This is a genomic window from Flavobacterium yafengii (assembly GCF_030010375.1).
Classification (GTDB): Bacteria; Bacteroidota; Bacteroidia; order Flavobacteriales; family Flavobacteriaceae; genus Flavobacterium; species Flavobacterium yafengii.
In genome coordinates this window covers 883,179-898,913 of record NZ_JASCRY010000001.1, presented here as the reverse complement: position 1 = coordinate 898,913, position 15,735 = coordinate 883,179, and the positions used below count along the sequence as shown (strand labels likewise).

The window sequence follows — 15,735 nt, the reverse complement described above, 5'->3', positions numbered from 1 at the left end:
CATTTAAAGTACTAGAAATCGGAATCTGAAAATTATTTGCTTTTCAAAATCTTCATAAATTCTTCTCTATGAATTTCCCTGCAACCTAAACTTTCCAGATGCGGATTATAAACTTGGCAATCCAACAGTTTGTAATTTTCTTTTTTTAATTGGTTTACCAAAGTAATGAAAGCCACTTTGGAAGCATTAGAGACTTTAGAAAACATACTTTCACCACAAAAAACATGACCTAAATCAATTCCGTACAATCCACCAACCAAAACCTCATCTTGCCAGACTTCAACTGATTTTGCAATACCTAATTCGTTCAATTTACAATAGGCTTCAATCATGTCATTGGTAATCCAAGTCCCATTTTGTCCGTCTCTTTTTATGTTCTGACAGTTTGAAATTACGTCCCTGAAATTCTGATTAAATGTAACCTTGAAACTATTTCGATTCAGAATGTTGCGCATACTCTTGGATACAATCAATTCATCCAGAAACAAAACCATTCTGGGATTTGGCGACCACCACGTAATAGGTTCTCCATCTTCAAACCACGGAAAAATCCCATTCCTATAAGCAAGCTGTAAACGCTCAGTCGACAAATCTCCTCCAAGAGCAAGAATACCTGTAGAATTAGTCTGAGAAACGGGTGGAAAGAATAATGCTGTAGTTAAATAATACATTCTTTATCAAAAAATAAAACCCGACAGTGTTTTGAATACCTGTCGGGTTTGTTTACTATATCAATCGAAAATCAAATGATTAAAAAGGCAAATCGTCTGCTTCTTCTTCGTTTAAGTTAGTTGCTGGTGCAAATGCTTCAGCAGCTGGCATTGGAGGCATTTGCGCAGCAGAAGGAGCTTCAGCTTGCAATTTTCCTATTCTCCATCCTTGGATAGTATTAAAATAAACTGTTTCCCCTTGAGGATTTGTCCATTCTCTACCTCTTAAATTAATATCAATTTTTACAGGCTCTCCTACTTGAAAACCGTTCAATAAGTCACATTTGTCCTGAACAAACTGAACTAGAATATGTTGCGGATACTGCTCATCAGTTGTAACTACAACATCTCTTTTTTTGAAACCTCCAGATCCAACTTCCTTAGTTTGATCGATCATTTTAATTTTTCCTGTAACTTCCATCTTCTATGTTTTAATTGTTTTGCTCTATTTTTTTCTTTCAGCCAAAAGTACTTTCCATGCTGAAAACACATCATTACTATCTAAATATTTTTTAGCTTCTAAGTGTACTTTTTCGGCATCATCGGAGCTTAAAACTCCTTTTACCGCGAAATTTTGTTTTACAAATATACTAACTTCTTCCTTTGTAGGCAAGGCTTCAATATTGCCTAAAATCCCTAAATCGTTTCCATCAAAAATAGGACTTTCTTTTATAAAATTAGGAATCGCATCCACTCCAATTCCTAATGTGGATAATGGTTTTGGCACTTCGAAAAGACCTTGATTCGATCTGGAATACCAGTTGCCGCCTAATCTGGAAACTAAATCTATTTTATGTTGATCAATGGCTCCGTTTTCGTCTAAAACGGATTCGTCAATATGAATGCGAACTACTTCACAAAGTACTAAATTCCCGGCTCCTCCTTCAGTTCCCAACGGAATAATCTGAGTGACTTTACACTCAAATTGAACTGGTGATTCTTTTACTCGAAAAGGTCTCACCACATCCGAAGCTATTGGCGTCAAGCCCGATTTTACAAACTCATTTACTCCATCAGCATATTCTGTACTAGCTAGAGAAGTTTGCTGAACCATATCATAATTTACCACATTAATCACCACTTCACGAGTCGCTTCGGCATTGATTAACGTGTGTTTTATCGAATTATCACGAACGCGTCTTGCAGGCGAAAATATCAGAATCGGAGGATTAGCACTGAACACATTAAAGAAACTAAAAGGCGATAGATTAGGATTCCCTTTAGCATCCATCGTACTGGCAAAAGCAATAGGCCTTGGTCCAACGGAACTTTGCAAATACCCTTGTAATTTTGCTGTTTCAATACTTTTAGGATCAATAGTAATCATACCTTTTTAATTTATTGCTGAAAGATACAAAAGTAGACAAATGAATTAAGTTTAAGAAATGTAACCTCAAATTAGAATAAAATAAAGGTTTGATTTTCTTAAAAAAAATTCTTTGTCTAAAACTAAAATACAAAAGCATTTATTTCGTTATATTTATATTTCTAAATTATATTTATGCAGTTTTCTGAAAGAAGAAATACAACTCGTTGGGTTATTATTTTTGCATCCTTTTTAATCATTTCATTAATTCTCTGGAACACTTATACTTTTTTTCAAATCTTCAAAAATGAAGAACGATTAAAAATGAACCTTTGGGCAAAAGCTCAAAAAACACTTAACAATGCCGACGAAAATACAGATGTTGAACTTCCACTGCAGATTTTCAGTAACAACACATCTATTCCTATCATTGTCACTGAGAATGACAGCATCATAAACACGGTAAATATTGACGATGCCATTGTAAAGAATGAGCGCAAAGCCAAGGATTTTTTATCCAAATTAAAAAGCGAAAATGAACCTATTGTCATTGAATATGTACCCGGAAAATTTCAAAATCTGTATTATGGTAATTCCGCATTACTGAATAAATTGAAATACTATCCCGTTGCCTTAGTGCTTATCATTGTGCTTTTTGGAGCGCTCGTTTACAATTTTTACAGAAGTACCAAAATGGCTACGCAAAATAAACTTTGGGCCGGAATGGCCAAAGAAACTGCACACCAGATAGGAACTCCGCTTTCTTCATTGATTGGCTGGGTCGAACTCTTGAAATCTGAAAATGTGGGCGAAAGCACCACTTTCGAGATTGAAAAAGACATCGAGCGTTTACAAACCATAACCGATCGTTTTTCTAAAATAGGTTCAGAACCCAAATTAGAAAATAAAGACATCGTTGCAGAAACGCTTCAGTCTTACGACTATTTACAATCCCGATTTTCGAAACAAATTGAGTTTTCATTCAAAGCACCAAAATCTCCCATCCTTGTTTCTTTGAATCCAACTTTACACAGTTGGACCATTGAAAATCTTGTCAAAAATGCCATCGATGCAATGAAAGGAAAAGGACAATTAGCGCTGGAAATTGAGCAAGAAGGTGATTCAGTAAAAATAAACGTTTCAGATACTGGAAGCGGGATTCAAAAAAGTCAATTCAAAAGCATCTTTGAACCTGGATTTACAACTAAAAAACGCGGTTGGGGATTGGGTCTTTCATTGACTAAAAGAATCGTGGAAGAGTACCATAAAGGAACCATCAAAGTGCTGAATTCCGAAATTGGAAAAGGAACAACAATGCAAGTCAGTTTCAAAAAAAGTAATTTAGTTTAGCGGAACTCCAAACCAAGAGACTTTAGAAAACATCGTTTTTCTGACTATTTTAGAGGCACTCAAATATTTTTTCACAAATAATGAGTGTTCTTCGGCTTGCGCCAAAGCTGCTCTAATTGATGCTTTAATCGACGCTACATTAGATGCATTTTTATTACCAACTGCACCAACGCTGTAAATATCGTTCTGACATTTGGCTAGTTTTGCTCTTGGCGTTTCAATCATACTGCTAATTTCATCATCAGAAAAAGTAGGCTTGAACTTATTGTTTCTGTAATGAATAAAATCATTCAACAGGACAACTGCCTGATTCATTTCATTCACAATAGCATTCAATTTTTCAATATTTGTATTTTGTCGCAAATAAGTCAACTGCTGCTTTTTCCCTTCATAACGTTCGAGAATCATAGCATTTTTCAACCCGTTTTTCTCTATTCTTTCTGCCGAAGTAAATAATTGATCCACTTCAGGCAAAGCATTGTATTTGATGATTTCTTTCTCAAAATCAAAGTATTTCTTAGTTTTATTAATTTGAATTTTCCCTTCATAAAACTCATTATTGGTAATAGGATAATTCGAAAATTGCCACAAATAATCAAATGGAATGTGGGAAGCGATTATTTTATCAGGTTGCGCCTTAAAATAATAGTTGTTTATTTTTTTTGAAAATCTCCCATTATTGACATAACCCGAACCCCAAGTTGGATCAAACACATACCACTTTTTATCAATTTTTGCAGCTGTCCGAGCGTGAGCTAAGTCACCTACTTTTCCGTTTTGCTTTGTATATCCGTCAATTATATAGGACTGGATTCCTATTTTTTGCGAAAGCTCATTAAAAACAACAGCATAATGAATACAAACCCCTTTTCTGGTTCGCAATGTCTTTGCGATTTTTTCCTGTTCGGTTTCATTGAAATTTATGACAAACATATTAGCAACATCATAGCTGATATTGGATGCGGTCCAGTAAAAAATAGCTCTGATTTTGTCTGTTTCTGTTTTGAAATTACTATTGATATATTTAGCAATTGCATCAGTAGAAGTAGTTGAACTAGCAGGAATAACAGCCATTTTAGCATCAACCAAAGAATATCCTGTGTTGACCTGTCCAAAACTCATAAACGAGAAAAAGAAAAAAAGTACTAAATAAATATTTTTCATAGTAATAATGTAGGCTCAAAAAATTAAAAGGGGATAGGTTTTCACCTATCCCCATTCTAAACTAAAACCGTACCAATTTATTTTACACAACTATTATAAATTGGTTTTTATGCTTTCTGCCAAAGCTTCAAATTCGTCTTTGGACAGCGATACTTTATTTTGAAAACGCATTTCATCCATTTCATTCAAGGGAATCAAATGAACGTGCGCATGGGGAACTTCAAGTCCTACAACTGCCATTCCGATTCTTTTACACGGAACCGTTTTTTCCAGGGCAACTGCTATTTTTTTAGAAAACTGCATCAGTCCGATATACAAATCATCTTCCATCTCAAAAATCTTATTTACTTCTTGTTTCGGAATACAAAGCGTGTGTCCTTTTGCATTTGGATTTACATCCAAAAAAGCCAAGAAATTTTCATCTTCTGCGATTTTGTAACAGGGAATTTCTCCGTTTATAATTTTTGTAAATATGGAACTCATGAATAAGACTTTTTAGATACTAAATTTTAAGATAATCGATTGTTTACACCAGAAACTAAATACTAGCTTTAGTCTCTTGTGATTTCTAAAATTTCGAATTTCAACACACCATTAGGCACTGTAATTTCAGCAACTTCTCCTACTGATTTTCCAAGTAAACCTTTCCCAATTGGTGAGGTTACGGAGATTTTTCCAGTTTTCAAGTCGGCTTCACTTTCAGCTACTAACGTGTATTTCATTTCCATTCCATTGGTTTGGTTTTTGATTTTCACATTAGACAAAACCAATACTTTAGAAACATCAAGATGTGTTTCGTCTATTAATCTGGCATTAGAATGTACTTCTTCCAGTTTAGCAATACGCATTTCCAACATTCCTTGTGCTTCTTTAGCAGCATCGTATTCGGCATTCTCAGAAAGGTCGCCTTTATCTCTTGCTTCGGCTATATCTGCAGATGCTTTTGGACGCATTACGCTTTTTAAATAATCTAATTCTTCTCTTAATTTCTTTAACCCTTCTGCGGTGTAATACGATACTGTACTCATAACTTCATCATTTATATAAATAGAAAAAATCCCATCAGGACGGGATTTCTTTCCACAAAGATACTATTATTATTTTTTCGTCTATAAATATATGTTAATCATATATAATTCAAAGTTAAATAAATTAAATTTGTTTCACTAATACTTTGACACTATTTTAAAATGAAAAAATACCTGCTGCTTTTCGTTATAATTCCTTTCTTTTTCTCGTGTAGTGATTCAGGTTTTGATAATACAAATCCATTTGTCCCTAATTATACTTTTACGGTAGATATTAATATGAATTTGCCTGCGTATTCGAATCTTAAATATGCAAGCAACGCTATTTATTATGCCGGAGTAGGTGCGCGTGGCATTATTGTTTTTAATACCGGCAGCGGTTACAATGCTTTTGATGCGGCTTGTCCCAATCAGGCTATAAGTTCCTGCTCTACCATGACCATAGATGGGATAAATGCCGTTTGTGGATGTGACAGTAAAGAATACAGTTTATTTACCGGACAGGGTACTTTACAGTATCCTATGAAGCAATATCGTGTTCAAGTAAACGGAACATCACTTCGGGTTTATAATTAAACTTCTTAAACATAGATTCAATTTTGTTTGCTTGTATTTTCTTTAAAAGCATTTAATTGACTACAATTCTCATTCAAATTATGATACACTTTATGGATTATTTTTTTTAGTGGTAAGTTTTCATCCATTTTTTTTTAAATTTATTGCAAAACTTGTAAAGAAAAAAATCCAAAACGTATTAACCTTTTCGGATTTTTTGAAATGATGAAAAAACTTTTATTTTAAGAGATAAATATTAAATTCATGGGTTAAAATTTTGAGCTATTTTTTTGTCAAAAGTATATCTAATACCAAAAAGGCTTCTAATATTAACATCATCTTCAATCCTTAATTCGGGTGTTAATTCAAAAACAATTGCTATTTTTTTAAAATCTTTTATTGGAAAAATTTCTAATACGATTGGAATTACAAATGAATTCACTTGATCAGGACTACTAAATGGACTAAGATTAATTCCTAATCCAATTGAGAATCTGTGGTATTCTTTGGTTTTAAAATTATAAAACACATTACCCTCTATTGGAATATCTTCTACATAATGGTTAGTGAAAATCTTCATTTCAAAACTTATCACCTTTTCTTTACTTGTATTTAATCCCAAAGCATAATTAGAATAGCCCGTCACAGCGATTTGCGAATAGCTTTCAAAACCAAGACATAACAAAATGATAATGAATATATGTTTGAAATTTTTCATTTTTAATACTAGTTTAAATTTATAATTAGTTTTGGCGAACCATTGTAAATATAAAAATAAAAAAAACGTTATTTAAAGAATTATCTTATTTAAATAATAGAATTTAACAAGTTAAGGTTTATATTTACATATATAGCTATACTGTATTTTACCATTTTAAATTTAATAGATTTAATTTTATCATTACCATAAATACTAATCCCATCAATATTAATTGTACTTTTTTACAAAATTAAAAAATCATATTCTTCTTATAAAAATCTAAGAACCATATAAATAAATTTTCGAAGAAATTTACATCAAAAATTCTCAATAAATCGCTATAACCAAAAAATCCTGACAGGTAAGCCATCAGGATTTTTCTCATTATAACTAAAACAATATTCTAAAACTTCAATGTCAAACCGGCAAGAAAATTAATTCCCGCCTGTGGATAATAATACGGATATACATCATACATGTATCCGTTAGAAACATATTTTTTGTCTAAAAAATTATTCACTAAACCAGTCAACACAATTTCTTTGAAGATGGTTTTAGGTTTAAAAGTGTAGGCAACATTCAAGTCATTCACAAAGTAATCTGCCAACTTTGCCTCCGGTAATTCAATGTTATTCATGTATTGTTCCCCAACGAATTTTTGCAACCATGAAATATGAAGATTTTCCACTGGTGTATAAACCAAAATATTTCCCGCAATAATCGATGGTGAATACGCGATATCAGTAGTACCATAATCCTGTCCTTCTACCGCTAAATCAGTATTTTTATTAGCACTTAAAGTGAAATTAGGACGGATAATCAATTGATTTGTCAACGCTATTGTAGCGTCTACTTCCAGTCCTAAACGGTAGCTTTTTTCGCTATTGGAACGTATTGGAGCGCCTACATCATCTAAACTTCCTGTCAAAATCAATTGATCTTTATAGGCCATATAATACACATTCGAATTGAATTGTATTTTCTCTGCAACATATCTCCAACCCAATTCAAAGTCATTCAACTTTTCTGGCTTTACGTTTCCGCCTTCATAATCAGTTCTGTTTGGTTCTCTATTTGCTCTTGCATAGGAAAAATACAAGGCATTATTAGCATTGATGTCATACGTAAATCCGGTCTTTGGATTAAAAAAATTAAACGTGTCATCTACTACAGTGGCCTGAACTCCGTTGGCTTTATAATTAACCGTACGATATTGTAAATCTCCAAATAAACTTAATTGCGCTGTGATTTGGTAATTGGCTTTAGCAAAAACAGTTCCATCCGTTTTAACTGCATAATCATCATAATAACGATCTCCTAATTCGCTCTGTGAAGCAAATCGTGCCCAAATGACTTTCCCGAAGTGACTCCCTTCATACTTATTCCATCCGCCGCCAAAAATCACATCCAGTTTGTCTTTCTTGTAATTTGCAGAAAATGTAGTTCCATAAAAGTCATTATCCAACCATTTTTGACGAATCAAATCAGTTGTTACCACGGCACCAACTGGCTGTAATCCATAATCAGCTAAATCAGCGTCTTCTTTATAATTTTCATAAAACCCTTTTCCTTTGGTGTAATGCAACGCAAAATTAGTACTCCAGTTTTCTGATATTTTTTCGTTCCAATGCAATTGAGAGTGGTCTTGTTGGTAATTATCGGTTTCATTGTCATAAAAACGAGCATTTCCTTGTTCATCCGTAAAAGCTCCTGCTGAGTTAAACGTGCGATCATTGTTCAGCGTTTCGCCATCAATTCCGTTCCAAGATTGATACGTTTTTTCTTTTCCTCCAAATACCAAGGCTTTTATCAAAGTAGTTTTCCCTACATAGGTACCCTGAAGAAAATAGGATTTCAAATCAGATGCGCCTCGATCCACATACCCATCTGAATTTAAAGCAGACAAACGTCCCGCGATTTCGAAATGGTCATTCATCAAACCTGTACTGAATTTTACCGTGTGTTTTCGAGTATTGAAACTTCCAAAAGAGTTGGAGATTTCTCCTGTGCTTTCTTTGGCAAAATTATCGGTAAGCATGTTTAAACTGGCACCGAAAGCTCCTGCTCCATTAGTAGAAGTCCCTACGCCGCGTTGCAATTGCAAACTCTCCAGTGAGGAAGCAAAATCAGGCATATTTACCCAATACGTTCCATGACTTTCAGAATCGTTGTACGGAATTCCGTTGATAGTAACATTCACTCTTGTTGCATCGCTACCACGAACGCGAATTCCGGTATATCCTACTCCATTTCCGGCATCAGAAGTGGTGACAACAGAAGGTAGATAATTCATCAGAATAGGAATATCTTGTCCTAAGTTTCGGAATTTGATTTCCTTTTTGTCCAAATTGCTAAAACTGACCGGCGTTTTTGTAGTAACACGTACCGCTGAAACCAAGACTTCATCGAGTTGGTTTACTTTAGCGGTGTCTTTGACTTGAGAAAAAGAGATAAAAGAGGCGAGAAGAAAGACAGAAGACATATAATATGTCAGATTCTTGGACTTTGGGACTTTGAGACTTTGAGACTTTGTAACTGTAATAATAGTATTCATCCGTAAAAAGATTACGAATAAAAGGGGGAATTATTCTTTTGTTAAATTAAAAAATGATTGTTTCCTATGACAAATAAAGTAGTGTGCACGCTATTTGTTTGTCATTTTTTCCCTTGACAACATTACTTGTCCAGGTTCTTTGGGTATAATCTCAGCTCGTTATTTAGAGCACCCCTTTGAGACAGCGCAAAAGTAGTTTTTTTTGTTTAAAATTTAAAGTTTTAAAAAATAAAAATAAACTGCCTACTCTAAATTAGGTCTTTTTCTATTTTTCTTGACCTCAGACACGTTTTTTTTATCCTTTATTCTCTTTCTAATAACCGACTTAGGAATTTTAGTAGGCTTACGTTCTTTAGGAATAAGCAATGCATTTTTTATAAGTTCCAAAAATCGTTTGGTTACAATTTCTTTGTTTCTAAACTGACTTCGATCTTCATCACAATTCAAGATTAAAACAAAATCAGTTGTTACCCTGGAAGATAATTTGGTTTCGACCAAAAGTTTTTCTTCTTCGGTTAAAGCCTGAGAATTTTTCAAATCAAAAGTCAATACCACTTTCGAGGAAACTTTATTTACGTTCTGACCACCGGCTCCACTACTGCGGACGGCTTTAAAACTTAACTCAGATATAATTTTTTCGTTTTCCATTTATATTTTCCCGAAACTTCGGGATTGTTTCCGTAAAATTATTACGGCTGATGTGCTGGTTTTAATAAATCATTTACTGTTTTTACGGGATTAAAAGTAATCAAAGGCACTTGAACAAATACAGTAATCCATTTTGCCATAGCACCATTCCATAAGCCAGGCAATTCATACGATTTAATACCTCTTTCAAAAGTAGTTTTCTCCACTATAAAACCACTATTATGATCCACAAACTGAGTCAGGTCAAACTTCTCCTTTTTATAGTTTTTGATTCCGCAAACTATATCAACAGGGTTAAAATGTGTAGATGCATTCAAGATTCCTCTTTGATTCTCATCTGATAAATCTACTTGGGAGCTCTCAACAATCTGCAACGAAATAGAACCTTTCTCATCTTTTACCCAAAAAGGGCCACCGCCAGCTTCACCTTCATTTTTTACCATTCCACAAACTCTGATAGGTTTGTTTAAAATAGCTTTTATTTCGGTCATTTTATCTTCAAAACTAAGTTGGTAAAAACTGTTCGGAATACTAATATTTAGTTTTTCCTGTAAAAAAAGTAAAATCTCCCAACCATTTTCCTGTTGAATTTCATCAGCATCAATTGCATGTAAATATTTAAATACTTGCTGTTGCAATTCTATTAAAATTCCTGCCAATGCTTTTTTATACAAAGCAATTTTATTAATATTATTTTGGATAACGTTGTCAATATTTTTTATAAAAATAATATCGGCATCGAGATTGTTTAGGTTTTCTATCAACGCTCCATGACCGCCAGGCCTAAAAAACAACTTGCCATTTTCATCTCTAAAGGGGTTATTTTCAAAATCTACTGCAAGAGTGTCTGTACTCTTATTTTGATAAGAATAATTAATATGTAATGAAGTACTGGATTCTTTTTCTATTTCATTTTTAATGCTATTTACAACACTTTCAAATTGCTTTTGATGTGATTCAGAAACCGTAAAATGCATATTTGAATTTGCATAATGAATACATTCATTCAAATGTTCATCAACAGGAGTTGCAATGTGTGTTTTGTATTTATGAAAAGGCAGAGTTGCTTTTGGTTTATTGGAAAAATTAAAATAATCCGGAGCCAAAAGTAATTTTATGAAATAATAATTTTTATAATCTCGATGAAGAAACTCAAAATCAATAAATTCCTCTCTCAGTTTTTCATCAACTGCCCTAAAAAACGGGAACTTCTCTAAACCTACTATAAAAACAGGAAGTTCTGTTTCTTTTTTTCTATTGACATAAGCATTAATCGTTTCATTTTCGACATCAAAATCCTTTAGAAAAGTAAGCAGAAACTTAAACATTCTTGTGGCTGCTCCAGAGGCAGGAACAAATTTTTCCAGTTTTAAACTGGATTTATTTTCATCAAAATAATCTGCTTTTAGTCGAAAATCACTTTCTGATAATTTTAAAATACCATTGAATAAAGTTGCTGGTCCAACCAGATTACTCTTCGTAATTCCATTTCTAAAAAAACCAAGTTGTTGTTGAATGTTTTTTAATGAAACTCCTTTTTCATAAATCTGAATAAAATCTAGCGAAGAAAGTCCCATTTCTTTGGCTTTTGCCAAATCATTGATTATAGCAACCGCTTTCTTAAGTCGTAATTTTTTATCTCCAGAAAGAATTACAAATGGTTTTTTATTATCAATTAAAGATTGTTTGAAAATTGCAAATACAGATTCTCTTTCTTCTGGACGGTCTCTTAAATCATCTTTTTCCCATGGAACATCAATATCCGTAAGAAAAAACAAATCATATTCATGTTCGCGAGCCGCTTGGTCTAATAATGGATCACAATAATCATAATACACTTCCGAAAAAACTTTGGTTACCAATAAATTAGTATCACAAAAAAGATATTTATTAGCCATTACAGCGCTTTCATTTTCTAATTTGGTTTGTCCTAAAGCAATAGGAAGCATGTCGTCAACAGTACATATTTGTTGATTTGCATCCCATTTTTCTTGAAGATATTCTCGTGCATATTCAGGAACCCATTCTGTTTTATAATATTCAGCGAGTTGTTTTGCTAATGTGGTTTTTCCCGTGCTTTCTGGGCCAAACAGCGCAATTTTAATTATTTTTGTAGCTCCGTTTGAGAGCTGTCTGAGATTTTCTTCCATTCTAAATAGCCAAAAACGGCAACTATTGTAAATACTACGTATTGAAAACTTGTAAAAGTAAATCCTTTTGAAAAATATAACGGAATAGAAATTACATCTCCAATTATCCAAAATACCCAATTTTCTACTTTTCTTTTGGCCATGAGCCACATTCCTACAAAGAAAACCCCTGTGATAAATGTATCTACATAAGCATACCAAGTGGTGAATTTTCCGAAATAATGATATACCGAAACCACAAAAGCGACCGTAAATATAAAAAGAATTATCGCAATTCGTTTTTCAGAACTCGAAATTTTTGAAATTGGAAACTCAACCGTATCATCTTTTTTTCTGGTCCAATGATACCAACCATAAATACTCATCACAAAATAATATCCATTAATCATCATATCACCCCATAAAGTCCATTTCCAAAGCAAATAAACGAATATTAATGTACTTACAATCCCTGTTGGAAATACTAAAATGTTATCTTTTTTAGCGTACCAAACACTTAATAAACCAAAAATAACCGCTACAATTTCTAGAACAATATCTAATGTTGGGTAATCTGCGTATTGAGAAAAAAAGTATTCTATCATTAGAAAAAATTAAATTATTTATCAAAAAAACTATTATTCTTTTCAAAAGCAGTTCCTATAATTACTAAATCGGCTCCAGCATGGTAAGCGTTTTGAATTCCTTGCAAAGCTACAATTCCGCCGCCAACCAATACTGGAATTTCAATATTTTGAGAAACTAATGCAATCATTTCTAACGGAACGACTTGTTTTGCTCCACTTCCCGCTTCCAGATAAATCAACTTATTGCCTAACATTTCGCCAGCTTGTGCCGTTGCCAATGCTAAATCCAGATTATTTCTATCTAAAGGCTTTGTCTTACTAACGCGTTCCACGGCGGTTTCATTTCCACTTTCAATCAAAATATAACCCGTCGAAATTATTTCCAGTTGAGTTTGTTTTAAAATGGGCACCGCTTTTACTTGATGTTCAATTAAAAAATCAGAATTGCGACCAGAGATTAAAGACAAAAACAAAATTGCATCTGCCTTATTTGATATTTGGGATGGATTCCCTGGAAATAAAACGATTGGTAAATTACAGTTTTGTTTGATTTTAACAATTAATTCATCTAAAATATTGTTTTCGACCTGGCTTCCGCCAATAAAAATATGGCTTGCTGGCGAAAGATTTATTTTTGAAATTAAAATGGATAAATTCTCCAAAACTACTTTATCAGGATCAAGAAGAATGGCGAGTAATTTTGTATTCTCGCTTTTTGCTTTTAAAATGTCTTTATAAATATTTGTCATACTTTTTACCGCTAATTCGCAAATTTGCGGTTTGTTTTTAATTTTCGAAAGCGTAAACTAACGTAAAATCCTCTATTTCTTCAAAATGAATATTGAAATCCTTAACTAAATTATTAAACTGAAGTTTAGCATCAGTTTGTTTAACGTTAACACGGAACTCCTCAACACTTATATGATCTTTGAAACTGATTCCTTTTTCGTTTCTAATTTTGAAAATGGCTTCTTTGGCTCCCCAAATAACCGTTAATTTCCTGATATATTCGTCACTGTCCACATCCAAGAATTGAAATTCTGAATCACAGAATTTATCGGCGATTCGGATGATTTTGTCTCTTTGCAATTCAATGTCGATTCCTACGGTTTCGTCGCTGATAATAATTGCCGAAAAATTATGGGAATGTGTTATGGAAATATGTTTCTCTCCTTGTAGATGTGGTTTACCGAATTCATCATAATACAAATCTAAATCCGTGTGACCCGTTTCCTGCAATAACTTGCGAACACTCAGAAAGGCGCGCTGGTGCATTTCAGATTTCATTCCGTCGAGGCGAATGCGATTGCTGCCGTTTAATACCACTTGTTCTAATAATTCCGCATAGGATTCGGTTACTTTCCAAACGAGGATTTGAGTAGTGGAATTGATATGTTTCGTTTTGTAAAGCGGCATCGTGTTATGGTCTTGGTTTTTAGCCCCGGTAGTAGCGACATCCTTTTTTCACGCTTTTTTGCGTGGAAAAAGATATAGCGAATAACGGGAAATAGCTCTAGAAACTGAAACAAGTTCAGCTTTAAGAAATTATTTAGTTAATGTTCAAAAGATTAGCGAATTAAACAATTCATAAATCTTTTAGAAAACAGTTAAATTCTAAAGTTATTACGTAAATTTGCAAAAAAATTTTACAATTACAAATATACTATAAATGAGTACTACAACTATGCCTTTTGTGGCTTTCAAAGTTAAAGACATTTCTCTAGCGGCTTGGGGAAGAAAAGAAATTGAACTAGCTGAAGCTGAAATGCCAGGTTTAATGGCCCTTCGTGCGGAATACAAAAACGAACAACCACTTGCTGGTGCTCGTATTGCTGGATGTTTGCACATGACAATCCAAACTGCGGTTTTGATTGAAACTTTAATCGCTCTTGGTGCTGAAGTGACTTGGAGTTCTTGTAACATTTTCTCTACTCAAGATCAGGCTGCTGCTGCGATTGCTGCTGCAGGAATTCAAGTTTATGCTTGGAAAGGTTTGAACGAAGAAGATTTTGACTGGTGTATTGAGCAAACATTATTCTTTGGTGAAGACAGAAAACCATTGAACATGATTCTTGATGACGGTGGAGATTTAACGAATATGGTTATTGACCGTTTCCCGGAATTAGTTTCTGGAATTAAAGGATTATCTGAAGAAACTACAACAGGAGTTCACAGATTGTACGAAAGAGTAAAAGCGGGAACATTGCCAATGCCGGCTATCAACGTAAATGACTCGGTTACTAAATCGAAATTTGATAACAAATACGGTTGTAAAGAATCTGCAGTTGATGCGGTTCGTCGTGCAACTGATATTATGCTTGCTGCAAAAAGAGTAATCGTTTGTGGTTACGGTGACGTAGGTAAAGGAACTGCTGCTTCTTTTAGAGGTGCTGGTTCTATTGTTACGGTTACTGAAATTGACCCAATTTGTGCTTTACAAGCTGCAATGGACGGTTTTGAAGTGAAAAAATTAGATACAGTTATCGCAACTGCTGATATTATCATTACGACTACTGGAAATAAAGATATCGTTTTGGGTTCTCATTTCGAAAAAATGAAAGACAAAACTATCGTTTGTAACATCGGACATTTTGATAACGAAATTGATATGGCTTGGTTGAACACAAACCACGGGGCATCAAAAATTGAAATCAAACCACAAGTTGACAAATATACTATTGCCGGAAAAGACATTCTTATTTTGGCTGAAGGTCGTTTGGTAAACCTTGGTTGTGCTACAGGTCACCCAAGTTTTGTAATGAGTAACTCATTTACAAATCAAACTTTGGCTCAAATCGAATTGTGGAAAAACAGCGCGGCATACAACAATGACGTGTACATGTTACCAAAACATTTAGATGAGAAAGTAGCAATGTTGCACTTAGCTAAATTAGGTGTTGAATTAGAGACTTTACGTGTTGATCAAGCTGATTATATTGGTGTTCCAGTTGAAGGTCCATTCAAACCAGAATATTACAGATATTAGTCTTTTTTAATTACGAAT

The 15,735-nt window shown here is 33.6% G+C and carries 16 protein-coding genes; 3 read left to right on the top strand and 13 right to left on the bottom strand.

The genetic code is table 11. The features are described from left to right. Positions 1-32: 32 nt before the first annotated feature. From aat to QLS97_RS03960, 3 genes are all read right to left on the bottom strand, one after another. Positions 33-671, bottom strand: a complete 639-nt coding sequence (gene aat, locus QLS97_RS03970) for a leucyl/phenylalanyl-tRNA--protein transferase (protein ID WP_282714351.1) — start codon at positions 669-671, stop codon at positions 33-35. A 79-nt stretch (positions 672-750) separates the two neighbouring features. Further along, positions 751-1,131 carry a DUF3127 domain-containing protein gene (locus QLS97_RS03965; protein ID WP_099714265.1) on the bottom strand — a complete coding sequence of 127 codons (381 nt, stop codon included), beginning with the start codon at positions 1,129-1,131 and terminating at the stop codon, positions 751-753. A gap of 24 nt (positions 1,132-1,155) precedes the next feature. Next, the gene (locus tag QLS97_RS03960; protein WP_282714350.1) at positions 1,156-2,037 is read right to left on the bottom strand and encodes a flavin reductase family protein; all 882 of its coding nucleotides are present in this window, start codon (positions 2,035-2,037) and stop codon (positions 1,156-1,158) included. Positions 2,038-2,211: 174 nt separating this feature from the next. Here QLS97_RS03960 and QLS97_RS03955 point away from each other — a divergent pair, with 174 nt between their 5' ends. Continuing rightward, positions 2,212-3,366 carry a sensor histidine kinase gene (locus QLS97_RS03955; RefSeq protein ID WP_282714349.1) on the top strand — a complete coding sequence of 385 codons (1,155 nt, stop codon included), beginning with the start codon at positions 2,212-2,214 and terminating at the stop codon, positions 3,364-3,366. On the opposite strand, the gene QLS97_RS03950 is transcribed toward QLS97_RS03955, so the two are convergent. The 3 genes from QLS97_RS03950 to greA all read right to left on the bottom strand — a co-directional run bounded on the left by QLS97_RS03950 (position 3,358) and on the right by greA (position 5,558). Then, positions 3,358-4,530 carry a transglutaminase domain-containing protein gene (locus tag QLS97_RS03950; protein ID WP_282714348.1) on the bottom strand — a complete coding sequence of 391 codons (1,173 nt, stop codon included), beginning with the start codon at positions 4,528-4,530 and terminating at the stop codon, positions 3,358-3,360. The genes QLS97_RS03955 and QLS97_RS03950 overlap by 9 nt on opposite strands. Positions 4,531-4,623: 93 nt before the next feature. Then, positions 4,624-5,013, bottom strand: coding sequence for an HIT family protein (locus tag QLS97_RS03945; RefSeq protein WP_282714347.1), 390 nt, complete (start codon positions 5,011-5,013; stop codon positions 4,624-4,626). A gap of 68 nt (positions 5,014-5,081) precedes the next feature. Continuing rightward, positions 5,082-5,558, bottom strand: coding sequence for a transcription elongation factor GreA (gene greA / locus QLS97_RS03940; RefSeq protein WP_282714346.1), 477 nt, complete (start codon positions 5,556-5,558; stop codon positions 5,082-5,084). 162 nt (positions 5,559-5,720) lie between these two features. Here greA and QLS97_RS03935 point away from each other — a divergent pair, with 162 nt between their 5' ends. Then, positions 5,721-6,134: a Rieske (2Fe-2S) protein gene (locus tag QLS97_RS03935; protein WP_282714345.1), complete on the top strand. Its 414-nt coding sequence runs from the start codon at positions 5,721-5,723 to the stop codon at positions 6,132-6,134. A 241-nt stretch (positions 6,135-6,375) separates the two neighbouring features. On the opposite strand, the gene QLS97_RS03930 is transcribed toward QLS97_RS03935, so the two are convergent. From QLS97_RS03930 to QLS97_RS03900, 7 genes are all read right to left on the bottom strand, one after another. Continuing rightward, positions 6,376-6,831, bottom strand: coding sequence for a hypothetical protein (locus QLS97_RS03930; RefSeq protein WP_282714344.1), 456 nt, complete (start codon positions 6,829-6,831; stop codon positions 6,376-6,378). A 385-nt stretch (positions 6,832-7,216) separates the two neighbouring features. Continuing rightward, the gene (locus QLS97_RS03925) at positions 7,217-9,367 is read right to left on the bottom strand and encodes a TonB-dependent receptor (protein WP_428831766.1); all 2,151 of its coding nucleotides are present in this window, start codon (positions 9,365-9,367) and stop codon (positions 7,217-7,219) included. A 243-nt stretch (positions 9,368-9,610) separates the two neighbouring features. Continuing rightward, entirely contained in the window at positions 9,611-10,015 is a 405-nt protein-coding gene (gene arfB, locus QLS97_RS03920; RefSeq protein WP_282714342.1) for an alternative ribosome rescue aminoacyl-tRNA hydrolase ArfB, read from the bottom strand. 41 nt (positions 10,016-10,056) lie between these two features. Further along, positions 10,057-12,165 carry a DUF4301 family protein gene (locus QLS97_RS03915; protein WP_282714341.1) on the bottom strand — a complete coding sequence of 703 codons (2,109 nt, stop codon included), beginning with the start codon at positions 12,163-12,165 and terminating at the stop codon, positions 10,057-10,059. Next, positions 12,120-12,749: a nicotinamide riboside transporter PnuC gene (gene pnuC / locus QLS97_RS03910; protein WP_282714340.1), complete on the bottom strand. Its 630-nt coding sequence runs from the start codon at positions 12,747-12,749 to the stop codon at positions 12,120-12,122. Before pnuC ends, QLS97_RS03915 begins: the two co-directional genes overlap by 46 nt. Positions 12,750-12,763: 14 nt before the next feature. Continuing rightward, positions 12,764-13,480, bottom strand: a complete 717-nt coding sequence (locus QLS97_RS03905) for a phosphoglycerol geranylgeranyltransferase (RefSeq protein ID WP_282714339.1) — start codon at positions 13,478-13,480, stop codon at positions 12,764-12,766. Between the two features lie 37 nt (positions 13,481-13,517). Then, entirely contained in the window at positions 13,518-14,147 is a 630-nt protein-coding gene (locus QLS97_RS03900) for a 4'-phosphopantetheinyl transferase family protein (RefSeq protein ID WP_282714338.1), read from the bottom strand. Between the two features lie 253 nt (positions 14,148-14,400). On the opposite strand from QLS97_RS03900, the gene ahcY reads away from it, so the two are divergent. After that, positions 14,401-15,717, top strand: a complete 1,317-nt coding sequence (gene ahcY / locus QLS97_RS03895; protein ID WP_282714337.1) for an adenosylhomocysteinase — start codon at positions 14,401-14,403, stop codon at positions 15,715-15,717. Positions 15,718-15,735: the final 18 nt, after the last annotated feature.